This is a genomic window from Streptomyces sp. SAS_272 (assembly GCF_052543235.1).
This window is the reverse complement of sequence record NZ_JBMNDR010000111.1, coordinates 1-24,036: the sequence shown is the minus strand read 5'-3', so window position 1 is coordinate 24,036 and position 24,036 is coordinate 1. Positions and strand designations below refer to the sequence as shown.

The following is a 24,036-nucleotide window of genomic DNA, read 5'->3' as shown; positions in this document are numbered from 1 at the left end:
CCTGTTGAACAGGCCGTCCGCACAAGCCAGGATGCTCCGGCACCGCATCGCCCACGACTGCGGCGTCGAGTGACGCCGCACCCACCCCTCAAGCGCCGCCCGCTCCTGCACCGACAACAGGAGCAATAGTCAAGACCTGTGGTCTGGGTAGCTTGTGTTCCTGTGCTCGCCGAGGCGATGACGGGTTTCACCTGGTGTCTGTAGCATCACGGGCATGCCCGGCATATGGATCGGTCTCGACGCCGCTGCCCGGCGGAGGAATTGGTGGTGGACCGGGTTCTTGACGCTGGTCTGCGTCGGCGCGGCGGTAGCGGTGGCACAGTCTGAGCCGGCGGCGGATCGATGGTGGTGGGTTGGCGGCGTCGGCGGGTTCTGGCTGGTCGGGTTCTTTTACATGGTCAACCGTGGATACGGTCGGACGCTTCTCACTGCGAATGGGATGGAGTTCCGTACCTTCGTCAGTCGCAGATCGGTCCCGTGGTCCGAGATCGCCCGGATTGAGAAGCGGCGCCACCAAGCACGCAGTGGTGAGTGGTGGGACGTGTGCGCCGTGCGGGTCCGTGGACGTGAGCTCACGGTTCCGGGCGTCTTCACCAGCAGGCGGTGGGATGCCGACTTCGAGGAGAAGTTGGCGGTGATCCGCGAGTACTGGTCCCGCGCAGTCGTCGGTTGATGGCGCTCAGGCTGCAGTGGCCTCGGGTCGCTCCACGAGTTGTCCGCGTTCGAAGCGGGCTCCGGCGCGGACGAGGGCGACGAGGTGGGGTGCGTTCACAGCTCGCCAGCGGGCCTGGGCGGACTCGACGAGTTTGAAGACCATGGCGAGCGCGGCGGCTGCGCTGCCGGCGCCCTTGGTGACCTTCGTGCGCAGGCGAACAGCGGCGAAGGTCGACTCGATCGGGTTCGTGGTCCGCAAGTGGACCCAGTGTTCGGCGGGGAAGTCGTAGAACGCCAGCAACTCGTCGGTATCGTCGGTGATCTTCTTCACCGCCTTGGGGAACTTCGCCCCGTAGGTCTTGGCGAACGCCGCGGCGGCCTTGAGCGCGTGCTCGCGGTCCTCGGCGTTGTAGATCTCCTGTAGAGCCTTCTTCGCCCCGGGCTGCGCGGACTTCGGTAGGGCATTTGCGACGTTGGCGATCTTGTGAACCCAGCACCTCTGATGCCGGGTGGCGGGGAAGACTTCGGCCAGGGCCTTCCAGAAGCCGAGCGCCCCATCGCCGACCGCGAGAACCGGAGCGCGCATCCCGCGCCGCGCGCAGTCGCGCAGGAGATCCGCCCAGGAGTCGGCTGACTCACGGTAGCCGTCGCTCATGGCGATCAGCTCTTTGGTGCCGTCCGCGCGTACGCCCATCAGCACGAGCACGCACGACTTCGCCTCGCGCAGGCGTATGCGCAGATGGATGCCATCGGCCCACACATAGACGTAGTCGCTGGCGGACAGATCGCGCTCTCCGAATGCCTGGTGGTCGGCCTGCCACTGCTGGGTGAGCCGCGTGACTGTCGCCGCCGACAGCCCGGCCGAGCTGCCAAGGAACTGCTCCAGCGCGGGCACGAAGTCGCCGGAGGACAGGCCGTGCAGATAGAGCAGCGGCAGCACCTCGCTGATCTTGGGTGACTTACGGCACCAGGGTGGCAGGATCGACGAGGAGAACCGCATACGCTCGCCGGTGGCCTCGTCAACGCGCCTGTCATTGACCCGCGGCGCCTTCACCTCGACCACCCCGGCCGCGGTGGTGACCTTCCTGGGCTGGTGATAGCCGTTGCGGACCACCATGCGGCGTCCGCGTTCATCGCGCTGATCGGCTAACCTCGGCTATGTAGGCGTCGACTTCGGCCTCCATAGCGGCGGCCAGCATCCGCCTCGCACCCTCACGGACGATGTCGTCGATCAGGGAGCCGGTCTCGGTCGTTCCATCGCCATTCATTACGCTCAGCACGGGCGTGCCTTCCCGACCGACGGTGCAATGTCGGCCTACTCGATGACCAGAAGTCGATCACTCGGGAAGGTACGCCCTTCGCGTCCAACCCGAGGTCGATCCACAGGTCATGAGCATTGCTCGTCCTCTCTCAGGTCGGACAGCCCCCTGTCTTTGCACTGATGCCTTGACCCAAGCGCTGTTGCTGTACCAGGGTCCGTCTTCAAACGGATCTTGCCCAGAGTGGGAATGATGCGAGACTGACCGCTGCCTTGTAGGAGGTGGCGGTCTTGTCGTATCTGGTGGCGATGCCGCGGAAGCCTTTGAGGCGGTTGAAGCAGCGTTCAACTATATTGCGGCGCGATAGATTTTGACGGTCGAATGCTGGTGGTCGGCCGCCGCGACCGCCGCGGTTGTGCCGGTGTCGCTACTGGTCGGCTTTCTCCGGGATGGTGCAGGCGTTACCGCGTTTACCCAGGTAGGCGCGGAATCCTCGGGAGCCGTGGACCTTGTCGGCGATGACCTGGGCGGGTTTGGGGCGGGGACGTCCACGTCCGGTCCGCGGGACCCGAATCCGTTCCAGGAGGGAACGCGCGCAGATGCCCGCACGCTGACCGGTGATGCTGCGTCCCGTCGAGGAGTCCATAGCCGCGGCCCGGGGCGCGAACGAGTCTGTCTGGTGCGGAAGTCCCGAAAGGGAGGACATGTGGCCGGTGCCGCTGTACGTGGCGGTGTGGGTGCGAGGCTGAGGTACGACGCCGAAGTCGAAGCCGACCGCTTCCGCTGAAGAGAACAAGGGAAACGACACACCATGCACACCTCGCCCGCCACCGCCCACATCCCCTCCTGGACCGTGGGCGGCGTCACCGTCCACCGCATCGACGAGATTGCCCTGCCGCCCGCGACCGGACCCTGGCTGCTGCCCGACGCCACCCCCGAGGTGGTGACCGCCCAGGACTGGCTGCGCCCCCACTTCGCCGGTCGGGACGGGGTTCTGCACATCGACAGCCACAGCTTCGCGTTCGTCGTGAACGGGCTGCGCGTTCTCGTCGACACCGGCATCGGCAACGGCAAGGAGCGGGCCAACCCGGCCTGGCACGACCTGCGTACCGACTTCCTGAAGCGCCTCACCGCCGCCGGCTTCCCCCCGGACTCCGTCGACCTGGTGATCCTCACTCACCTGCACGCCGATCACGTCGGCTGGAACACACGGCAGATGAACGGCGAATGGGTCCCCACCTTCCCCAACGCCCGCTACCTCACCTCCCGCGCCGAGCGGGAGTTCTGGGCCACGTACGACATGGAGGAGGCACGCGAACAGATGTTCCGTGACTCCGTGGTCCCCGTCGAACAGGCAGGTCTGATGTGCACGGTCGACGTCCCGCACAAGGGGGCCGAGATCTCCCTCGGCCTGCGCCTGATCCCGACGCCCGGCCACACCCCCGGCCACGTCGCCGTGGAACTGACCAGCCGGGGGGAGACGGCGCTGATCTCCGGTGACTGCGTCCACCACCCCGTCCAGCTCGCCCACCCCGTCATCGGCGCCTGCGTCGACATCGACCCGCGGCAGTCCGAGGCCACCCGCCGCGAGCTGTTCGGCTCCCTCGCCGGCACGGACACCCTTCTCCTCGGCACCCACTTCGCACCGCCCACCGCCGGCCGCGTGGTCGCCCACGGGGACGCCTTCCGGCTGGAGCCCGTCCCCGCTTATTGATCATTGCCACGCCGTCCCGGTCACCGCAGGTATGGCAGCGACTCTCGGACGCCATCAGGGCCGCTTCTCTCGAATTCCCCGCCAAGGTCGAACCCGCCAGGGACAAGATCATGAGACAGCGCAAGGCGGGTGGGGAGCAGACACGCAGGCGATCCGTCACTGGGTCAGCCATGCCGTCCGATCCTGGTGATGAGTTTTCGCGCCCGGACCCGTCACACCTACGACGGGACACGACGAGGCGGAAGGGTGACGTGATGAGTGCGGACACGCGGCTGCACAAGCTGGGCGTGAGCGGGCTGGGCGAGGTCGACGAGCCGGCGTTCTCGGGGCTGGCGGAGCGGCACCGGCGGGAGCTGCACGTGCATTGCTACCGGATGCTCGGGTCGTTCGAGGACGCCGAGGACACCGTGCAGGAGACGTTCCTCCGTGCCTGGCGGCGGCGGGAGACCTTTGAGGGGCGGTCGACGTTCCGGGCCTGGCTGTACCGGATCGCCACCAACGCCTGCCTGGACCTGCTCGCCAAGTGCCGCCCGGAGCCCGCGACCGGCGGCGAGGCACTGTGGCTGCAGCCCTACCCGGACCGGCTGCTCGACGAGCTGCCCGCGGGCGACGCGGACGAGCCGGAGACCGTCGCCGTCGCGCGGGAGACGATCGAGCTCGCGTACTTGGTCGCCGTCCAGCATCTCGCGCCGCGCCCGCGGGCCGTGCTGATCCTGCGGGACGTGCTCGGCTGGCCGGCGAAAGACGTCGCGGAAACTCTCGGGGACTCCGTCAACTCCGTGAACAGCGCGCTGCAGCGGGCCCGCGCCGGCATGCGGGAGCACCTGCCCGCCGAGCGGCAGGACTGGACCGGCGGAGAGCAGGACGCCGGGACGCGCGAGCTGGTGCGCCGCTTCACCGACGCCAGCGTGGCCACGGACGTCGACGGGCTCGCCGCACTGCTGCGGGAAGACGTCCGCTGCTCGATGCCGCCCACGCCGGGCCTGTACGTCGGCCGCGACGCGGTGGTGAACGACTGGGTCGAGAGCGGCTTCGAGGACATGAAGGGCCTGCGCGCCGTCCCCACCTTCGTGAACCGGCAGCCCGCCGTCGCCTTCTACCTCTGGCGGAAGCGGGAGGGCGCGTACCTGCCGCTGACGATCGACGTCCTGCGCGTCACCGGCGGGGCGATCACCGAGATCGTCACCTTCCACGACGACCAATTCCCGAGGCTCGGGCTGCCGGAGAGCCTGCCGGCGGACGGCACGGCGTAGCCCCGGTGCGGACGCTCGCGCTGCGCGGTGGAGCGCGTGTCGCGGTGGTCGCGGCGGAAGGGCGCGGCGCGTTCGGCGTCGGTCACCCGCGGGCGGGTGCAGCTGGAGCTGCGCGACGGCGAGCCCGGGCCGGTTCCCGGACGCGGCGCCGGGTTTTGGCTTCGCGGCAGCGGCGTCCGCGCCCTGCGCAAACCCGGCCGCCGCACGGCGAGGGTGCGCGTCGTCACCCTAAGGCCAGGACCGTCACACGCCAGTCGACACACCCGTACGCCAGTGGCCGACACGCCTTCTGGAACGAGGTCCCCGGACCCGAACGGCTCGATGCCTGCTCCCAGCTCAAGCAGACGATGCTGCTTCCGTTCTCGACAGGGGGCAATCTGATCCGGCCCTGCCGCTGGCGTTGGTAGCTGCCTCAGATCCTGATCGCGAGCCGGATCAGGTGTCACCCAACGCTGTTGCGGTCCCGAGCCCCAGGGCAGAGCAGAACGGGACGACAGCAGGAAAAACGAGGGTTGACGTATTCGGTAGGCGTTGTCGGATCGTTTGGAATCGCCGCCCGTGGCGACCGTCCGGATCGGGTCAGGCGGGAGTGCAGTTGCTGAGGGGAAGCGTCGTCCGGTGAGGTGTGCCCCCGCCGCCGACTTGAAAGCGGAAGGCGTAGCAGCGGTACGTGCGTGAGACGGAGGTGCCGAAGAAACTGGTGTCCTCGTAGGGAGCGTAGAACTTGACGACGGTGGTCAGCGACCCGCCTGCTGGCTTGTAGGAGACGAGGGTGCCGTAGTTCCGCTGAGCGGTGGCGCGCGTCCGTGCCTGGCTGGGGAAGCTGCTCCGAGCCTCTTTCTGCATGATGTCCTTGTACGAATCCGTGTGTCTGGCTATCTGCTGCAGTGCCGCCTTCTCGTGGCGCTCGTTGGCGCTGTCCTGGCGGTGGGCCATGATCATGAGCGTTCCGGCAGCGAGCAGCACGAGGACGATGGGCGCCATCAGGGCCACCATGCAGCCGGGGGCCGGTACCCCGCCGCGGTGGATCCGCGGCGAGGCACCGGCAGAGGAAGCCCGACTCATTGGTTCTCTTGTCTGAGCGAGGCGGGGCCCAGGGTCATGAACGCCTGAGCGTAGGCGCTGGTGCCGGTCTTGTCCGGGTGGTGGCTCTCCTGGCTGAGGCAGTTGTCCCCCCAGAACCACCAGCACATGGGTGTCCTGGCATCTTCATGGTGGAAGTCGCCGTCACCGTTGGGTCCGGCCACCACGGGCCACGGGCGGCTCCGAGGCCACACGCACGCGGACCGGGCGGCGCGGATCTCCTCTGGTGCATACCCCTCGATCTCGGGCTCGTGCAGTTCGCGGCAGGCCCGCCACGGCTCGTCGCTCGGCCACAGCAGCGGCCCGCCGACATGGCTGTCGTGCCGCCCGGGCTGCACCGGCCGCGGGTACAGGAGGGTCGTCCGCCCTCGATATGCCGCCAGCTCCGGGAACACTGCCTCCACGGCAACCGGCCTCGCCGGCGTTGTCCTGGTCATACGCGGAACGTACGCGGCCGGGACCACGTCACACGAACGGGATACCGCGCACCCTCCTGCGAGGAAACACCATGTCCGGTCAAATCAGCGCGCTTCGGGCTGAACGCAACCACCGTCCTGACACAAGCACATAGGCGATCCCAAATCTCGGCGACATCACTTCCCGGAGGAGGGGAGCGTTCCTGCCACTGAGCAACAGACGTTCTCGAAACCAACCAACAGGGCCACATGGCCCGCGTTGACCAGGCCCTCGCGCCGTCCTCGATCTGTGAGCCTGACGCCGGCGGGGATCTTGGTAGGGGGGAGGATCAGCCGAACAGACGGCGCTGGATCTCCCGTCGGTAGTCCTCCAGCGTCCGGTCGAGGTGTACGGCCGTGGCCTGGGCGGCCTCCTCGGGCCGGCCGTCGCGGATGGCCCGGTAGATCGCCTCGTGTTCCTGCACAGCGGCCGCCGTGCCCTCACCGAAGGTGTCGTGGATGCCTATCGCGCTGGACTGGCGCTGAAGGCGGCGGGCGTCGCGCACCGCGCTGCCGAGGAAGGTGTTGTGCGAGGCCACGGCCACGGCCGCGTGGAACTCGTCGTCCGCCTGGTTGAAGACGTCGACCTCGCCGTTGACGTATCCGTGCCGGCACTGCTGCATGGCGACCTCGATGGTGCGCAGCTCGGCGGGCGTGGCACGGGTGGCCGCGAGTCTGGCGGCGGCCATCTCCTGCACCCGACGGAACTCGAACAGCATGAGCACGTGATCCAGGTCCACGGGCCGGAAGAAGCCGCCCCAGCGGCTGGTGATCAGCATGCCGTCGTCGTCCGCGACGAACAGTCCGCGCCCCTTGTGCGCCCGCACCCGGCCGAGCGCCGAGAGGATCTTCACGGCCTCCCGGACCACCGCCCGGCTGGTGTCGAGCTGCTGGGCCAGGTCGTTCTCCGTGGGCATGCGGTCACCGGGGACCAGGCGGGACTCGGCGATGAACTCGAGGATCCGCTCCGCCACGACCTCGTAGCCGGGCCGGTAGTCGCGCCGCTCGTCCGATCCGTTCACCACTGCCGCCACGGCGGGCGTGTCCTTCATGTGTCCTGCCTCCGGGTGACTGTGACAACGGTGACTGATCGGCCCTTGAGCCGGGCTCATCGTACCCCAGACTCCGATGAGTCGTACTCATCGAGACCACGCTCGATCATGAATCTGCAAGTCTTTTCGGGCTTCTATGCCGTTTTACCTGCTTTTAGTCGCCGTGAGGGTCGCCTTGGCATGCCCGCGGAACGTCGAAAAAAGAACTACTCACCTCTTGACTCGACCTCCGATATGGCGGCTAATTTCTTCCGCGGCGGTAACGACAGAGCCGTCAGCAGCCTCACGCAAACCCAGTGGAGTCGCTCATGTCCGTCTACAAGCCTTCGGCCGCCCGGGAGACAGGGACCAGCACGAGACGAGCTGCGTTGCTGGCCGGCTGCGCCGCCACCGTGCTGCTCACCGTGACCGCCTGCGGCGGCGGTGGCGGCACCGCCGGCACGACCACCAAGGACGGATTCGCCCAAGTGGCCCAGAACGACGGGGCATTGACCGTCTGGGTGGACGCGACCCGCATGGACGCCGCGAAGCAGTACCAGTCGCTGCACCCGAACGTGAAGCTGAACATCGTCAGCTACGACGGCGACGCCAACGGCTCCAACTACCTCCAGACCAAGGTCCAGTTGTTCAACCGCACCGGCAAGGGCTGGCCGGACGTCGTCTTCAGCTCCCAGAACAACGAGGCGAGCTGGGCCGTCGAGGCGGGCTTCGCCGCTCCGCTGAACAAGGGCCTCATCCCGGACGCGACCCTCGGCGGGTTCGCCAAGGGTGCCAACGACGTCTGCACGGTCGACGGCACCATGTACTGCCTGCGCAACGACCTCTCCCAGGCGGTGCTCTGGTACAACGCGCCGCTGCTGAAGAAGTTCGGCTACGCGGTCCCGACGACGTGGGAGGAGTACCAGGCGCTCGGCGAGAAGGTCGCCAAGGACCACCCCGGCTACCTCGTGGGCGACGCGGGAGACTCCTTCACCCCCGAGATCTACCTGTGGGCGAGCAAGTGCGGCGCCAACCACATCACCGGCCCCAAGGCCGTATCGGTCAACACCACCAGCGAGGCCTGCACCAAGATGGCCAAGCTGATGGACGTACTGATCAAGAACAAGTCGATGTCGATCAGCGGCGTCTTCAGCACCGACTTCGCCAAGAACGAGGCCGACAAGGTCCTGCTCATGCCCGGCCCGGCATGGTACGGCGGCGCGGTGTTCAAGGACGGTCTCAAGATCCCGGCCAAGCAGATCGCGGTGGCGCCCATACCGCAGTGGCAGGGCGACACCTCCCCCTCCACCGGCAACGTCGGCGGCGGCACCTGGCTGCTCTCCCAGCACTCCACCCACATCAAGGCCGCCACCGACTTCCTGAAGTGGGTCACCACCGCCAACGCCTACCAGGGCGAGAAGGCCCCCGGCTTCCCGGCGTACGCGCCCGCTGCCGAGAACTGGCTGAAGGCGCAGGCCGCCTCCGGCTACTTCGACGGCGACCTCGCCGCCCTCAAGGACGCCTCCTCGCAGGTGTGGTCCGACTGGGGCTCGGGCCAGTTCAGCCAGGAGGCGATCTGGGCCGCCACCGTCAAGCCCGCGCTGACGCAGGGCAAGACCATCGAATCGCAGCTGCCCGCATGGCAGGACTCGATCGTCAAGTACGCCCAGGCCGACGGATACAAGGTCTCCAAGTGACCGTCGCGCACTCCTCGGCCGGCTCTGTCCGGGGGCGCCCTCGCGGCACCTCCCGGCAGAGCCGGGCCGGCGTCGCCTTCGTCGCCGGCTACGTGCTGCTGCTGATCGCCTTCGGCGTCCTTCCGACCTGTTACGCGATCTACTTCGCGTTCACGAACGCCGGAGGTGCCTTCACCGGCCTCTCCAACTTCGTCACCACGGCACAGGACTTCCGCTTCGTCGACTCCCTGGGCCACGTGGCCCTGTACCTCCTGTTCTGGCTCCTGTCGCTCGTGGTGTTCGTGGTGGTCCTGGCGCTCCTGCTGCACAAGCTGGCCTCCGGCCCGCTCAGCCAGGCACTGCGCTTCCTCTACTACATCCCCGGAGCCCTGGCCGGCGCCGCGAGCGTCCTGGTGTGGCTGTTCATGCTCGACCCGACGGTCAGCCCGGTCAGCTCCCTGCTGGGCACGCTGGGATTCCACACCTTCGGCGAGGTCATAGCCCCCGGCAACCTGGCGCTGCTCTTCACGATCATCGCGTTCTGGACCGGAGCGGGCGGCTGGATCGTCGTCATGTACGGGGCACTGAACAACATCCCCACCGACGTCATGGAAGCCGCGCGCATCGACGGCGCCAATGCCTGGCAGACCGCATGGCGGGTGCAGATCCCCATGCTCCGCAAGTGGATCGTCTACATGGTGATCCTCGCCTTCGCGGGCGGCGCGCAGCTCTTCGTCGAACCGCAGCTGCTCTCCCTCGCGAGCACAGGGGTGGCCGGCCGCGACTACTCGCTCAACCAACTGACGTACGACTTCGCCTTCCAGATGAACAACATCAACGGCGCGGCCGCGGTCTCGGTGGAGCTCCTGGTCGTGAGCGTGTCGGTCGCCGGTGTGTTCGTCGCACGGTCGGGGTTCTTCGATGGCGACTGAGACCCGACCCTCTCCCCTTGCCACCGCCCCACGCACGGAACGGGACACCAACGCCATGAGCCGAACCCGACACGGGGAACCACGGCGCCGCCGCCGGTCCCCGCAGCACGTGGCCTCCCGGCTGCTGGCGGGCTCTGTGCTGACCGTCTTCGTGGTGTTCTTCGTCCTGCCGGTGGTCTGGCTGCTGCTCGCGGCGACCAAGACCGACCAGCAGCTGGTCCACGACAACCCGCTGTCCTTCGGCTCCTGGCACGCGCTGTCGGCCAACTGGCACGCGCTCACCGCCTTCCAGGACGACGCGATCCTGGTGTGGCTGCGCAACTCCGCCGTCTACGCCGCGATCTCGCTGGTCATCACGCTCTGCCTGGCCATTCCGGCCGGTTACGCGCTGGCGATGACCGAGTTCCGCGGTCGGCGCACGCTGCTGATCGCGACCCTGGTCGTGATGCTGATGCCGAACGCCACCCTGGTGGTGCCGCTGTTCCTGGAGATCAACGCGGTGCACCTGATCGGCACGATGTGGTCGATCATCCTGCCGTACTCGTTCTACCCGTTCGGGGTGTACCTGACGTACATCTACTTCACCACCGCCGTGCCCAAGGACCTCCTGGCCGCGGCACGGATGGACGGCTGCTCCGAGTTCGGTGTGTTCCGTCATGTGGCCCTGCCGCTGGCGACCCCCGTCATCGCGCTGGTCGGGTTCTTCAGCTTCGTCGCCAACTGGACGAACTACTTCCTGCCCTACGTGATGCTCCCCGAGAGCGACCAGATGCCGGTCCAGGTGGGCGTCGGCAGTCTCCTCAGCAATGTGCCGTCGTTCAACCCGACCGTCGGCGACCTCGCGATCGAACGCCCGCAATTGGCACTGGCGACGCTGGTGGCCATCACACCGGTGCTCGTCGTGTTCCTGTTCGCCCAGCGCTTCCTGGTCAGCGGAATGCTCGCCGGCGCCACCAAGGAGTGACAGCTCTCATGCCCTTCAGCCCCGACCCCCACCGCTCCGGCGACCCCGGCGACCTCACCCCGGCCGCCGACGGGTTCACCCCGGCCCCCGACGTACAGGCCGCGGTGCCGGTGCTCGAACCCCCCGGCTGGGCCGTCGCCCAGCGCTCACTGTTCGAGCTGCTCGACCACGCCTGGCGGCGCTTCGAGCGCGACTTCACCGGCCCCGACGGACGGCTGAACTACCACGACCGTCTGACCAGCCGCGACGGTGTCGACGACTTCTACGAGGTCTTCTTCAACTGGCCCCAGCTGTACCTCCTCGGCGGCGCCGACGACCTCCTGCCCGCCAGCGAGAAGCACTGGGAGGGCGTCACCCGGCAGCTGACCGAACTGGACATGCTGCGTGACGAGTACGAGCGCGGCTACGACTGGTTCCACCAGGGCGAGAGCCTCCTGCTGCTCTACTTCCTGTGCATGGCCGCCCCGGACCGCTGGGCCGAACGCGCCCTGCGTTTCGCCGAGTTGTTCGTGGATCCCGCCAAGGGCAACTACGACCCCGAGCACCGCATCATCACCCGCCCGCACAACGGCAGCGACCCTGAGCGCACCGGCCTGTTCGACGGCGACGTGTACCCCTGGCTGCTCAAGGAGGCCGAGACCTACGGCTACCCGCTCGACTGGCTGCCCGAGGCCCAGGACGGCCCGTACCCGCTCTCGGCGGACCCGCGGCTCGGCGACCAGATGCGGGACCGCATGGGCGTCGGCGACACCGCGCTCAACCTCGCCGCGGCCGGACTGGTCCTCAACGCCTGGATCCTGACCGGCGAGGAGCGCTACCGCGACTGGATCGTCGAGTACGTGGGCGCCTGGCGCGAGCGCACCCGCGAGCAGGGCGGCCTGATCCCGGACAACGTCGGCCCGGACGGGGTTGTCGGCAGCCTCATGGAAGGCCGCTGGTACGGCGGTCACTACGGCTGGTCCTGGCCGCACGGCTGGCACAGCCTCGGCCACGCGGCCTGCGTGGCGGCGCTCGCGGCGGCGACGGCCACCGGGGACGACGACTACCTCTCCATGGTCGCGACCTCCCTCGACGCCCTCATCGACCGTGGCAAGGTCATGCCGAACTCGGAGGCCGACTCGAGCCTGCCCTCCAAGTGGGTGGCGGAACTCGGCCCGGACCAGGACACGCCCACGTTCCACATGCCGTTCCGGCACAACGACTCGGGCTGGTTCGACTACAACCCGTCGACGCCCCCCGTGCCGGTGGCCCTGTGGCACCACACGTTCTCGGAGGCCGACCGCGCCCGCCTGGAGCGGCTGCGCGAGGCCGACGGCATCGACTGGCGCACCGTGCGGCCGTTCCGCGCCAAGGAGGAGTCCGGGCACGAGAAGGCGTGGTTCGCCTTCCTCGCCGGCGACGACCCCGGCTACCCGGAGCGGATCCTCGCGGCCGCCCAGGCGCAGGTCAGGCACCGGCTGCGGCGCATCGACCGCTACCGCGGCCTGGACGTGCCGGAGGCCGACATCCACGTGTGGCAGCAGTGCAACCCGGTGGCCACCGAGGCCCTCGTGCAGCTGACCTGGGGCGGCCCGCAGGTGATGTACCAGGGCGGTCTCCAGCAGGCCCGGCTGCGCTACCACGACGCCGACGCCCGCCGGGCCGGTCTGCCCGCCGACGTCGCCGCGCTGGTCACCTCCATCGACCCCGAGGCGACCACCGTCGAGCTGGTCAACCTGGCCCCCGAGACCGACCGCACGGTCGTCGTCCAGGCGGGCGCGTTCGCCGAGCACACCATCACCGGCGTCCGGTACACGACCTGCGCGGACGACGGCTGGATCGGCGACATGTACGACTACGGCCACACCGAGCCGGTGGTCTCCGAGGCCGAGGTCCCGTGCGACGGCCCTTACCTGACGGTCCGCCTGCCTGCCTCCACCCGCATCCGGCTGACCCTGCAGCTCGGTCTGCGCACCCGCACACCCAGCTACCGCACGCCGTTCGACGGGTCCCGCTCCGATGACACGACAGGGGAATCGGCATGAAGCGCATCGCCCAGACCATCAAGCTGCGCCCCGAGCACCGGGAGGAGTACCTGCGGCTCCACTCCGCCGTGTGGCCCGGCGTGGAGGCGGCCCTGCTCCGGGCCAACATCCGCAACTACAGCATCTACCTCCACGGTGACGTGCTGTTCGCGTACTTGGAGTACATCGGCGAGGACTTCGAGGCGGACATGGCGTCCATCGAGGCCGACCCCGAGACCCAGCGCTGGTGGACGCTCACCGATCCGTGCCAGGAGCCCTTCCCCGACCGGGGCGAGGGACGTCAGTGGACCGAGCTCCCCGAGGTCTGGCACCTCAGTCCGTCCGACGACACCACCGCCTGACCCGGCCAGCACCAGCCCGACCCGACTTGGATCACCTCGTGAACGCACCCGTGCTCGTCGACGCCCACCATCACCTGTGGGACCTCGCCCACCGTCCCCAGCCCTGGCTGGACGACCCCGGTGCGGCATCGATCCGCCGCACCTTCACCCCCGACGACCTGCGCTCCACCGCCACCCACCCCATCGCGGGCCGGCGGCTGCACGGCACGGTCGTCGTCCAGTGCATCGCGGAGGTCGCCGAGACCGAGGACCTGCTCGCGCTCGCCGAGCGGGACCCCCTGATCCAGGCCGTGGTCGGCTGGGCCGACCTCACCTCCCCGGCCGTCGGTGACGTGCTCGACCAGCTGCTCGCCGGGCCGGGCGGCGGGTACCTGCGCTCGCTGCGGCACCTCGTGCAGGGCGAGACCGACCCCGACTGGCTGCAACGCCCGGACGTGGAACGCGGGTTGGGGGCGGCCAGGGATCGCGGACTGCGCTACGACGTGCTGGTGCGCGACCACCAGCTCGACCAGGCGGCCCGGCTCGCCGAACGCTTCCCCGACCTGCCCCAGGTGCTCGACCATGCGGGCAAGCCGGACCTGGTCCAACAGGACATCGCCGACTGGGAACGCGGAATCCGGCGGCTGGCCGCTCACCCCCACGTGGTCTGCAAGGTCTCCGGGCTGATCACCGAGGCCGACCGCACCCGCTGGACCACCGCCGACATCCGCCCCGCCTGGGACGTGCTGGTCTCCGCCTTCGGGCCCGAGCGGCTGATGTTCGGCTCGGACTGGCCGGTCGCCAACCTCGCCGGGGGCTGGAACCGGTGGGCCGCCACCGTGGACGAACTCCTCACCGGCTGGAGCGCCGGCGATGTCCACGCGCTCCTGGCCGACACGGCGAGCACGTTCTACGGCCTCACCGGGGTCGTCGGGGAGAGCGACACCGCGGCCCCTACGACCTGATCCCCCTGGGGACACTCACCGCACGAGCCCGCACGAGCCCGCACGAGCCCGCACGAGCCCGCACGAACCCGCACGAACCAGCGCGGGACGCACCTGCACCGATGCCGAGCCACTCAGCATCCGCGGGGACCGTCCGCGCCGAAGGGACCCTGACCCCCCATGACGCTAGCCGCCCGTTATCTGTCCGCCCGCACCCTGGACACGGCCCCCGCCCACAGCGCGCCGCCTGGACCCGGTGAGGTGGAGCTGGCCCCCGCCTACGTCGGCATCTGCGGGACCGACCTGCACATCTTCCACGGCGACATGGACGCCCGGGTCACCGCGCCCGCCGTCCTCGGGCACGAGATGTCCGGACGGGTGGTCCGGGTGGGCCCGGACGTCGAGGACTGGGCGCCCGGCGACGCGGTCACCGTGATGCCGCTGCGCTGGGACGACACCTGCCCGGCCTGCCGCAACGGCCACCAGCACATCTGCCGGCACCTGGACTTCATCGGCATCGACTCCCCCGGTGCCATGCAGCAGCGCTGGACCGTGCCCGCCTCCACTCTCATAAGGCTGCCCGAGTCCCTCCCGCTGGACCGGGCGGCGCTCGTCGAGCCCACCGCCGTCGCGGTGCACGACGTCGGCCGCGCCGGGGTGCGCGAGGGCGAGAGGGTCGTCGTGGTCGGCGGCGGCCCGGTCGGCGTCCTGATCGCGCTGGTCCTCCAGGCCGCCGGCGGGGACGTGCGGGTGGTGGAGCTGAGCGCCTACCGCCGCCTGCTCGCCGAGGAGTTGGGCCTGATCGTGTGGGACCCGGCCGCCGAGGACCTGGCCGCACTCGTGCGTGAGTGGACCGGGGACGCGGGAGCGGACGTCGCCTTCGAGGTCTCCGGTGCCGCGGGCGGCGTGGACACCGCGGTCGACGTGCTCGGCGTACGCGGCCGGCTGTGCCTGGTCGCGATCCACTCGCGCCCCCGCGAGGTGAACCTGCACCGCTTCTTCTGGCGCGAACTCACCCTCGTCGGCGCCCGGTTGTACGACCGCGCCGACTTCGAGAAGGCGGTCGTCCTGGTCGCCGACGGCACGATTCCAGCCGACCGGCTGATCAGCAAGGTCGTCCCGCTCACCCAGGCGCCGGCCGCCTTCGAGGCGCTGGAGGGCGGCGGCAACGTGATGAAGATCCTGGTGGACTGCACCGACGAGGCCCAGGAGGCCGCCGTATGAACGCCTTCGACCTCAGCGGACGGCTCGCCGTCGTCACCGGCGCCCGGCGCGGGATCGGCCGGGCCATGGCCCGCGCCCTCGCGGAGGCCGGCGCGGACGTCATCGGGATGAGCGCCTCGCTGGAGGAGACCGGCAGCGACGTGGAGAAGGACGTCACCGCCGCCGGGCGCACCTTCGAGGCGATCCGTACCGACTTTGCCGACCCCGCGGCAGTCCGGACCCTGGGCGCGGACCTCGCGGGCCGGGAGCGTCCGGTGGACATCCTCGTCAACAACGCGGGCACCATCCGGCGGGCCCCCGCTGCCGAACACCTCGACGCCGACTGGGACCTGGTCCTCCAGGTCAACCTGAGCGCCCAGTTCGCGCTGGCCCGTGCGGTCGGCGCTTCGATGGTGGCGCGCGGCCGTGGGAAGGTCATCTTCACCGCCTCCCTCCTGAGCTTCCAGGGCGGCATCACCGTCCCCGGCTACACCGCCGCCAAGCACGGCGTCGCCGGTCTCACCAAGGCGCTGGCCAACGAGTGGGCTCCGCACGGCGTCAACGTCAACGCCATCGCGCCGGGCTACATCGCCACCGACAACACCCAGGCGCTCCAGGACGACCCGACGCGCAGCAAAGCGATCCTGGACCGGATCCCGGCCGCGCGCTGGGGCAGCGCCGACGACCTGGCGGGCGCCACCGTGTTCCTGGCCTCGGACGCGGCCGCCTACGTCCACGGCACCGTGCTCCCGGTCGACGGCGGGTGGCTGGGCCGATGACCACCGACCTCACCGGGCTGCTCGCCGAGGCGCGGATCGTGCCCGTCCTGACCGTGCCGGACCTCGGCACCGCCGCCCCGCTGGCCCGCGCCCTGGCGGCGGGCGGTGCGCGCAGCGCGGAGGTCACCTTCCGCACCCCGGACGCCGAGCAGGTCGTGAAGGCGATGGCCGCCGAGGGCGGTCTGGTCGTCGGCGCCGGCACGGTGCTCACCGCCGAGCAGGCGGAGCGGGCCGTGGCGGCCGGGGCGCGCTTCCTCGTCTCGCCCGGACTCGACGACGAGGTCCTCGACGCGGCCCGGGCGTTGGGTGTCCCGGTCGCGCCGGGTGTGGCGACGGCCACCGAGGTGATGCGCGCGGTCAAGGCCGGCATCGACACGGTCAAGCTGTTCCCGGCCGAGCCGCTCGGCGGCCGGACGATGCTGCGGGCACTCGCCGCCCCCTTCCCCGGGGTGCGGTTCATGCCGACCGGCGGCATAGACTCCGCCGCGCTGCCCGGCTACCTCTCCGAACCGGCGGTCCTCGCCGTCGGCGGCAGCTGGATGGTCACCCCCGCCCTCCTCAGGAGCGGCGACTACGCGGAGATCCGCCGGCTGACCGCCGAAGCGGTGGAGCGGAGCACGCCATGGCCGACGTGATCGCCCTGGGCGAGGTGATGCTGCGGTTCGACCCCGGTGAGGGCCGGATCCGCACCGCCCGCAGCTTCCAGGTGTGGGAGGGCGGCGGCGAGTACAACGTCGTACGCGGCCTGCGCCGCTGCTTCGGACACCGCACCGCCGTCGTCACCGCCCTGGCGGACAACGCGGTCGGACGCCTCGTCGAGGACCTGATCCTCCAGGGCGGGGTGGACGCCTCCAGGATCTGCTGGCTGCCCGACGACGGCATCGGCCGCACCGCCCGCAACGGTCTCAACTTCGTCGAGCGCGGCTACGGCATCCGTGGCGCGCTCGGCGTCAGCGACCGCGCGAACACCGCCGTGTCCCAGCTGCGCAAGGGCGACGTGGACTGGGACACGGTGTTCTCGGCCGGGGCCCGCTGGTTCCATACCGGTGGGATCTTCGCGGGCCTGTCGGAGTCCACGGTGGACGTCGCCGACGAGGCGATGGCGGCCGCGCGCCGGCACGGCGTCACCGTCTCCTACGACCCCAACTACCGCTCCAGCCTCTGGGCCGGCCGCGGCGGACCTGAGCGGGCCCGCGACGTCGACCTGCGCCTGGCCCGGCACGCCGACGTCGTGGTGGGCGCCCTCGGCCTCGCGGGCGACCATCCGGGCGCCGTGCGGTTCACGGCCGACGAGGTGCCGGACGCGCTCGCCGCGGTGGCCGACCTGCTGCCCGGTGCCGGTGTGCTCGCGACGACGCTGCGTGAGGTGCCTTCGGCGGGTGTGAACGACTGGAGCTCGGCAGCCTGGTCCGCCGAGACCGGATACGTCGCCGGTCCCCGCACGCCCGGCCTGCATGTCCTGGACCGCATCGGCTCCGGCGACGGCTTCGCCGCCGGACTGATTTACGGCCTGCTCGCCGGTCACTCCCTGGAGCGTGCCCTCGCCTACGGCACCGCCCACGGCGCCCTGGTCATGACCACTCCCGGCGATGTCTCCATGGCCACCCTCTCCGAGGTCGAGTCGCTCGTCGACGGCGGCTCGGCCCACGTCCGACGCTGACCGGCGTCCCCCACCCCTGTCCCAGGAGCACGTCATGCACCACCGGAAGATCCAGCACACGCCGGTCGCCGTCACCGAACTCGGCTTCGGCGCCGCGGTGATCGGCAACCTGTACCGGGTGACCGCCCCCCGAGCGGCGTCGGCCGCGATCGATGCCGCCTGGGACGCGGGCATCCGCTACTTCGACACCGCGCCGCACTACGGCCTGGGCCTCTCTGAACGCCGGCTCGGTGCCGCCCTGCGCGAGCGGCCCCGCGAGGAGTACGTCGTCTCGTCCAAGGTGGGCCGCCTCCTGGTCCCCAACGAGCACCCCCGCGGTGTCGACACCGAGGGGTTCGCTGTCCGCGACGACCTGCGCCGGCAATGGGACTTCAGCCGGGACGGCATCCTGCGCTCCCTTGACGAAACACTGGAGCGCACCGGCCTGGACCGCATCGACATCGTCTACCTCCACGACCCCGACGACCACTGGCAGCAGGCCGCCGACGAAGCGATGCCCGCGCTCGCCGCACTCCGCGACCAGGGCGTGATCGGGGCGATCGGCGCCGGCATGAACCAGTCCGCCATGCTCGCCCGCTTCCTGCGCGAGACCGCCGCCGACGTCGTGATGCTCGCCGGCCGCTACACCCTGCTCGACCAGTCCGCCCTCGACGACGTCCTGCCCGCCGCGCAGGCCCACGGCAAGAGCGTCGTCGCGGTCGGCGTCTTCAACTCCGGCCTCCTCTCCCGCGACCGGCCCGCCGAGGGCATGAAGTACGACTACCAGGACGCCCCGACCGACCTCGTGCAGCGGGCCCTCGCCATCGCCGAGGTCTGCGAGTCCCACGGCACCACCCTGCCGGCCGCCGCCATCGCCTTCCCCTTCGCGCACCCCGCCGTCGTCAACGTCACCCTCGGCATGCGCACCGCGGAACAGGTCCGGCGCAATGTCTCACTGCACGCCCGGTCCATCCCCGACGGTCTCTGGGACGAGCTGCGTGCGCAGGGGCTGATCAGGGCCGACGTGCCCACTGCGGGCGGCGACGGCTGCCCGCCCCGAAACCCTCAGAGCGCAAGCGCTGAGTGAGCCGCACCACCCCGTGACAACAACCCCTTGGACCGTCAAGCCCAGAGAACACCCTCGTGGAGCCGCCCCGTGTACACCGATTCGAGCGCCAGAACCACCAGGAGAGGCAGACACTCCGCCTCCTCCGTCCGCCGTCGTCTCCTGCCGGCGGCACTCGCGGCGGCGGTCTCCGCCGCCGTGCTGACCTCCCTCACGACGCCCACCCCTGCCTCGGCCGCCACCCAGGCGACGTACTACGTCGCCCCCAACGGTGACGACTCCAACGCCGGCACGATTGCGGCGCCGTTCAAGACCCTGCAGCACGCGTGGGATGTCGTGCGCACGGTCAACAGCAACATGACCGGGGACATCAACGTCTTCCTCCGGGGCGGCACCTACCCGGTGAGCAGCACCATCAGCTTCACCTCGGCCGACTCGGGAACGAACGGGCACCGCGTGGTCTACGCCGCGTACCCGGGCGAGAAGCCGGTCCTGGACGGCGGTGTTCCGGTGACCGGCTGGAGCCAGCAGAGCGGGAACATCTGGAAGGCCACCCTCGACCGCGACAACAAGCTCCGCTCGCTCTACGTCAACGGCAAGCGCGCCCGGATGGCGTCGAAGACGATCAACTCGGCCGGATGTTACGCGAATTACAGCTTCCCGAGCCCCCAGCCCTCCTGGGCCTGGGACTCGCCGAAAACGACGTGCGACCAGATCAAGTACAGCCTCTCCGACCTGCCTGCCATCGCGTCCAACCAGGACGACGTCGAGATCCAGACGGCGACTACCTGGACCACGTCGATCGTGGGTGTCAGCCAGGTCACCATGAGCTCGGGCGGAACCAACCGCGTGGCCAAGCTCCAGGAGCCGGGCGCGGCGATAGCCCAGGCCGCGTTCAACGCCAACTTCCAGCCCACCGGTGGGCAGACGTTCATGAACGCGTACGAGTTTCTGGACCAGCCGGGCGAGTTCTACTTCGACAAGTCCACCCACACGGTCTACTACTACAAGTCGAGTTCGGACGACATGACGACGGCGCAGGTCTTCGCACCGAACAACGTGTCCACCATCATCAAGATCGCCGGCACGTCCACGTCCGACCACGCGAAGAACATCACCCTCTCCGGTCTCACGGTCGAGCACTCCGACTGGAATCTGACCAACGTGGCGGGCTCCGTGTTCCGGCAGGGCCAGCAGGGCAACGCCAGCACGAACGTGTACACGACGCAGAACTTCCACGCCTACTCGTACCGCAACGTCGACCTGCCGCCGGCTGCCGTCCAGATCGAGAGCGCCGACGGGATCGTCCTCCAGCGCGACACCGTGCAGCACACCGGCGCCGACGGGATCACCCTGGCCAACGACGTGACCGACTCGCAGCTGACCGGCAACTTCACCAATGACATCGCCGGATCCGCCCTCACCGTGGGACACCCCCAGCACGTCTACATAGGGAACGCGGACCCCGACCCGAACGACCCCCACGAGAAGTACCCGGCGAGCGTCGAGGGCGTCTGCAAGAACATCACCGTCACCGACAACTACCTCTACGACAGCGCGGTCCTGTTCCAGGGCTCCAGCCCTGTGTCGGCGTACTTCGTCGACACCCTGGACCTGGAGCACAACCGGATCGAGAAGTCCCCCTGGGCGGGCGTCACGCTCGGCTGGGGATGGGACAACTTCGACGGTACGTCGAACTCCAACGTCATCCACCCCGGGTCCCCGACCACGACGGCGAAGAACAACACCGTCAAGTACAACGAGCTCATCGACACCATGCAGGTGCTCGGTGACTCCGCTCCGATCTACACGCTGGGCAAGCAGCCGGGCACCGAGATCAGCAACAACTTCATCCAGGGTGAGCCGGCCGGCCACCGGTACGGGATCCACCCCGACGAGGGCTCCGCGTACATCAACGAGCACGACAACGTCCTCGACGTGGACCCGAACGTCATGTGGGTCATGAACACCGGCACCTGGGGACGGCAGAACAACCTGACCGTCACCAACAACTACGGCCCCCGCAACACGATCTTCAGCAAAAGCGTGACGAGCAGCACCATCGACAACGTGCGCGTGTACCGGGACAACGTGTGGCCGTCTCAGGCGTACCACATCGCCGTGAACGCGGGCCTGGAAAACGCCTACAAGGACATCGTCCCCGCCGCCAACACGACGCTTCAGGACTACGCGCTGCCCACCAGCGTCTTCACCGGCAAGGGTGACGTGACCATTCCGGTGCGCAGCCCGGGAGACTCGACCAGGACCCTCTGGCTGGCTCCCTCCGGTACGAGCACGTTCACCGCCGGTCCCACCATGACCAGCGCGAGTGGCACCGCGACCAGCATCAACGTCCCGCAGGCCGCCGGTGACTACCGCCTCTACGTTCTCGACGCCCAGGGCAACGCCTCCGCCGCGTCGAAGGCGCTCGTGCGACAGCGCTGGAACCACGTCGACGACAAGGCGGCCGGGGTGACCTACTCCGGCACGTGGTCGAACTGGAACGACACCAAGGACATGAACGGGTCGGAGAAGTTCACGAGCACGGCGGGCAACTACGCCGAGTTCTCGTTCACCGGCTCGGGCGTCCGGTACCTGAGCATGACGCAGCCGAACATGGGCAAGGTGGACGTCTACATCGACGGCACCCTCGCCCAGGCGGGCATCGACGCCTATGCCTCGACGGTGACGAAGCAGGTGCCGCTGTTCGAGAAGACGGACGTCGGGGCGGGCCCCCACACGATCAGGGTGGTGTGCACCGGCACGAAGAACGCCGCCTCGTCCGGCACCGCCTGCGCACTGGACGCGTTCGCCTCCATCGGGTTCCCCGTGACGACCGGCAACTACAAGATCGTCAACAAGGGCAGTTCCAAGACGGTCGACGTCTCGGGCGGATCGACGTCCGCCGGAGCCAGCGTCATCCAGTGGACCGACACCGGAGCCGTGAACCAGAACTGGGTCTTCAGCCCGGTGGGTGACGGCAGCTACGAGATCGTCAGCCGGAACAGCGGCCTGCTGATGGACGTCAACGGTGGCGTCACCACGGACGGCGCGAACATCGTCCAGTCGTCCGACACCAACGTCGCGAACCAGCGCTGGAACCTGGTCGCCACCTCGAACGGCTACTACAAGATCAAGAACGTGAACAGCAACGACCTGCTCACCGTGTCCTCGGGAGGCACTCAGCTCGTGCAGTCGGCGGACACCGGCGCCGACAGCCAGCTGTGGAAGCTGGTGAACGTGGACTGACACCCCACATGAACCACTCGGCGGCCGCCCCGTTCACGGGGCGGCCGCCGGGCGTTCGGGCCCTTTCGTTCACTCGGTCACTGGATGGTCCACGCCTGGTGGGGCTGGTTCAGCGCCATCCACTGGTCGACGGCCGCTCCGTTGGCCGTGGAGTTGCCGCCGACTTCGAGCACCTGCCGGGGCCCACCCTCTTTCCAAGGTCCTGATGTCCATGCCCGGCATCGGCATCGGCATCGGCATCAGGACCGGAGCCCGAATCCTCATCGACGTCGGCGACGGCACCGCGTTCGCGTCCCCCGCCGACTTCGCTGCCTGTGCCGGCCTCGCCCCGGCCACCAGGAGCTCCGGGTCCTCCATTCGCGGCGAACACTTCCCGCAGAGGGAACAAGCAGCTCAAACGGGTTTTTCTTCCTCTCCGTGTTCGCCGCGCTTGCCGACCCGGCCTCCCGCACCTACTACGACAAAAAGATCGCCCAGGGAAAGCACCACACCCAGGCCCTGCTCTGCCTCGCCCGACGCCGAGCCGACGTGCTCTTCGCGATGCTCCGCGACGGCACCTTCTACCAGCCGCCAACCCCGATCACCCCTTGACCAAAGTCATAGGGGCGCCCCCCGGTTTCTGGGGCGCCGCCGCGTGGATGTGTCTGGGTGGGTGGGGTGTGGGGGGTTGTTGTGGGGTGTGTCGTGGTCGGTACGGCGAGGGGGTTGGGGGTTGGGGCGGGGTGGGGTGGGGTGTGTGGGTGGCGCTAGTGGTGCTTAAAGCGGTGGGGCTACGGTCTGGGGGTATGAGCATCGACGAGGGCAGTGCAGAGTTGTGGGTCCGGCGTTTTCATCCGGGTGGGGGCGGTGGGGGCGGTGGGGGCGGTGGGGTGCGGCTGGTCTGTCTGCCGCATGCGGGTGGCACCGCGTCGTCTTTCTTCTCCTACTCGCGGATCCTCGCGGCGTACGCGGATGTGCTCGCGGTGCAGTATCCCGGGCGTCAGGACCGGCGGCATGAGCCTGCGTTGACGTCGGTGGACGCTCTGGTGGAGGAGATCTATGGCGTGTTGCGGGCTTATGACGATGTGCCGTTGGTCCTGTTCGGTCACAGCATGGGCGGGATCCTGGGCTTCGAGGTCGCCCGTCGGATGGAGCGGGCGGGCCGGCCGCCGCTGGGTCTGATCGTGTCCGGGCGTCGTGCCCCTGATCTGTATGCGGGGGAGGATGTGCACACGCGTGGCGATCAGGCGCTGATCGCGGAGATGAGCGCGTTGTCCGGGACTGATCCGGGTGTGCTGGCCGACGAGGAGATCCTGCGTATGGTGTTGCCGGCGATGCGCGCTGATTTCACCGCGATCGAGACTTACCGTTACCGGCCTGACGGTCCGTTGGCCCCGCTGAGGTGTCCTGTGAGTGTCCTGACGGGGGAGTCCGACCCGCGGGTCGGACTCGAACAGGCCATGGCGTGGCGGGACTTCACCAGCGGCCCGTTCACGTTCCGCAGTTTCCCCGGCGGGCACTTCTTCCTGACCCCGCAGCAGGACGCGGTGACCGCGGCCATCGCCGAGGATCTCAGCAGGCTCGCCCAGTCCGCCGTCCGCTGAACCGCCCACGCCGTGACAGGCCGCAGACGGCGCACGGCAGCCGGCAGAGCGCGGGCACTGTGACGCCGTCGTCCGCCGCCGCGCGAAGGCCGCCCTGCGGCCGCCGTGGCCCCGGGCCGGGCGATGCAGCCGCAGAGCCCACGGGAAGCCGCCGCCTGCCGCCTGCCGCCTGCCGGCCGCCGGCCGCCGCCCGCCGCCAGGCGGCGGC

Annotated in this window: 20 protein-coding genes and 3 pseudogenes; 17 read left to right on the top strand and 6 right to left on the bottom strand. The window is 69.4% G+C overall.

Annotated features, from left to right (window positions below; all coding sequences use genetic code 11):
- Window positions 1-214 precede the first annotated feature (214 nt).
- On the top strand, window positions 215-673 hold the full coding sequence (locus tag ACN6LD_RS37830; RefSeq protein ID WP_319190065.1) for a hypothetical protein: 459 nt from the start codon (window positions 215-217) through the stop codon (window positions 671-673).
- A 6-nt stretch (window positions 674-679) separates the two neighbouring features.
- On the opposite strand, the pseudogene ACN6LD_RS37825 reads toward ACN6LD_RS37830, so the two are convergent.
- The 3 genes and pseudogenes from ACN6LD_RS37825 to ACN6LD_RS37815 form a co-directional block, all read right to left on the bottom strand.
- A pseudogene (locus tag ACN6LD_RS37825) lies at window positions 680-1,922 on the bottom strand (IS256 family transposase).
- Window positions 1,923-2,136: 214 nt separating this feature from the next.
- Window positions 2,137-2,271: pseudogene (locus tag ACN6LD_RS37820) on the bottom strand (IS5/IS1182 family transposase); the annotation flags it as partial.
- Window positions 2,272-2,340: 69 nt separating this feature from the next.
- On the bottom strand, window positions 2,341-2,709 hold the full coding sequence (locus ACN6LD_RS37815) for a hypothetical protein (protein ID WP_445045521.1): 369 nt from the start codon (window positions 2,707-2,709) through the stop codon (window positions 2,341-2,343).
- A gap of 15 nt (window positions 2,710-2,724) precedes the next feature.
- Here ACN6LD_RS37815 and ACN6LD_RS37810 point away from each other — a divergent pair, with 15 nt between their 5' ends.
- Entirely contained in the window at window positions 2,725-3,627 is a 903-nt protein-coding gene (locus tag ACN6LD_RS37810) for an MBL fold metallo-hydrolase (protein ID WP_445045520.1), read from the top strand.
- A gap of 254 nt (window positions 3,628-3,881) precedes the next feature.
- Window positions 3,882-4,880 carry an RNA polymerase subunit sigma-70 gene (locus ACN6LD_RS37805; RefSeq protein ID WP_445045519.1) on the top strand — a complete coding sequence of 333 codons (999 nt, stop codon included), beginning with the start codon at window positions 3,882-3,884 and terminating at the stop codon, window positions 4,878-4,880.
- 579 nt (window positions 4,881-5,459) lie between these two features.
- Here ACN6LD_RS37805 and ACN6LD_RS37800 read toward each other — a convergent pair.
- The 3 genes from ACN6LD_RS37800 to ACN6LD_RS37790 all read right to left on the bottom strand — a co-directional run bounded on the left by ACN6LD_RS37800 (window position 5,460) and on the right by ACN6LD_RS37790 (window position 7,470).
- A complete protein-coding gene (locus tag ACN6LD_RS37800) occupies window positions 5,460-5,864 on the bottom strand; it encodes a hypothetical protein (protein ID WP_319190073.1) in 405 nt (134 codons plus the stop codon).
- A 77-nt stretch (window positions 5,865-5,941) separates the two neighbouring features.
- Entirely contained in the window at window positions 5,942-6,400 is a 459-nt protein-coding gene (locus ACN6LD_RS37795; protein ID WP_445045518.1) for a hypothetical protein, read from the bottom strand.
- Between the two features lie 308 nt (window positions 6,401-6,708).
- A complete protein-coding gene (locus tag ACN6LD_RS37790) occupies window positions 6,709-7,470 on the bottom strand; it encodes a FadR/GntR family transcriptional regulator (RefSeq protein WP_319190075.1) in 762 nt (253 codons plus the stop codon).
- A gap of 308 nt (window positions 7,471-7,778) precedes the next feature.
- Between ACN6LD_RS37790 and ACN6LD_RS37785 the strand changes: the two genes are divergently transcribed.
- The 14 genes and pseudogenes from ACN6LD_RS37785 to ACN6LD_RS37720 all read left to right on the top strand — a co-directional run bounded on the left by ACN6LD_RS37785 (window position 7,779) and on the right by ACN6LD_RS37720 (window position 23,828).
- On the top strand, window positions 7,779-9,146 hold the full coding sequence (locus tag ACN6LD_RS37785) for an ABC transporter substrate-binding protein (RefSeq protein ID WP_445045517.1): 1,368 nt from the start codon (window positions 7,779-7,781) through the stop codon (window positions 9,144-9,146).
- A complete protein-coding gene (locus ACN6LD_RS37780) occupies window positions 9,143-10,057 on the top strand; it encodes a carbohydrate ABC transporter permease (RefSeq protein WP_319190079.1) in 915 nt (304 codons plus the stop codon). Before ACN6LD_RS37785 ends, ACN6LD_RS37780 begins: the two co-directional genes overlap by 4 nt.
- 55 nt (window positions 10,058-10,112) lie before the next feature.
- A complete protein-coding gene (locus ACN6LD_RS37775) occupies window positions 10,113-11,021 on the top strand; it encodes a carbohydrate ABC transporter permease (RefSeq protein WP_319190081.1) in 909 nt (302 codons plus the stop codon).
- Between the two features lie 8 nt (window positions 11,022-11,029).
- Entirely contained in the window at window positions 11,030-13,045 is a 2,016-nt protein-coding gene (locus ACN6LD_RS37770) for a hypothetical protein (protein ID WP_445045516.1), read from the top strand.
- The gene (locus ACN6LD_RS37765) at window positions 13,042-13,386 is read left to right on the top strand and encodes an L-rhamnose mutarotase (protein ID WP_445045515.1); all 345 of its coding nucleotides are present in this window, start codon (window positions 13,042-13,044) and stop codon (window positions 13,384-13,386) included. The genes ACN6LD_RS37770 and ACN6LD_RS37765 overlap by 4 nt, the downstream gene beginning before the upstream one ends.
- 38 nt (window positions 13,387-13,424) lie before the next feature.
- Window positions 13,425-14,330: an amidohydrolase family protein gene (locus ACN6LD_RS37760; protein WP_445045514.1), complete on the top strand. Its 906-nt coding sequence runs from the start codon at window positions 13,425-13,427 to the stop codon at window positions 14,328-14,330.
- Window positions 14,331-14,489: 159 nt separating this feature from the next.
- Complete coding sequence (locus ACN6LD_RS37755) at window positions 14,490-15,533, top strand: zinc-dependent alcohol dehydrogenase (RefSeq protein ID WP_445045513.1); 1,044 nt, start codon at window positions 14,490-14,492, stop codon at window positions 15,531-15,533.
- Window positions 15,530-16,291: an SDR family oxidoreductase gene (locus tag ACN6LD_RS37750; protein ID WP_445045512.1), complete on the top strand. Its 762-nt coding sequence runs from the start codon at window positions 15,530-15,532 to the stop codon at window positions 16,289-16,291. The genes ACN6LD_RS37755 and ACN6LD_RS37750 overlap by 4 nt, the downstream gene beginning before the upstream one ends.
- Window positions 16,288-16,926: a bifunctional 4-hydroxy-2-oxoglutarate aldolase/2-dehydro-3-deoxy-phosphogluconate aldolase gene (locus tag ACN6LD_RS37745; protein WP_445045511.1), complete on the top strand. Its 639-nt coding sequence runs from the start codon at window positions 16,288-16,290 to the stop codon at window positions 16,924-16,926. The genes ACN6LD_RS37750 and ACN6LD_RS37745 overlap by 4 nt, the downstream gene beginning before the upstream one ends.
- Window positions 16,914-17,951 (top strand): sugar kinase, encoded by a 1,038-nt coding sequence (locus tag ACN6LD_RS37740; protein WP_445045510.1) that lies wholly within the window; start codon window positions 16,914-16,916, stop codon window positions 17,949-17,951. The genes ACN6LD_RS37745 and ACN6LD_RS37740 overlap by 13 nt, the downstream gene beginning before the upstream one ends.
- Window positions 17,952-17,985: 34 nt before the next feature.
- Window positions 17,986-19,017, top strand: a complete 1,032-nt coding sequence (locus ACN6LD_RS37735; protein WP_445045509.1) for an aldo/keto reductase — start codon at window positions 17,986-17,988, stop codon at window positions 19,015-19,017.
- A gap of 69 nt (window positions 19,018-19,086) precedes the next feature.
- The gene (locus ACN6LD_RS37730; RefSeq protein WP_445045508.1) at window positions 19,087-22,245 is read left to right on the top strand and encodes an RICIN domain-containing protein; all 3,159 of its coding nucleotides are present in this window, start codon (window positions 19,087-19,089) and stop codon (window positions 22,243-22,245) included.
- 181 nt (window positions 22,246-22,426) lie between these two features.
- Window positions 22,427-22,836: pseudogene (locus ACN6LD_RS37725) on the top strand (transposase); the annotation flags it as partial.
- Between the two features lie 194 nt (window positions 22,837-23,030).
- Window positions 23,031-23,828, top strand: a complete 798-nt coding sequence (locus tag ACN6LD_RS37720) for a thioesterase II family protein (RefSeq protein ID WP_445045507.1) — start codon at window positions 23,031-23,033, stop codon at window positions 23,826-23,828.
- Window positions 23,829-24,036 lie beyond the last annotated feature (208 nt).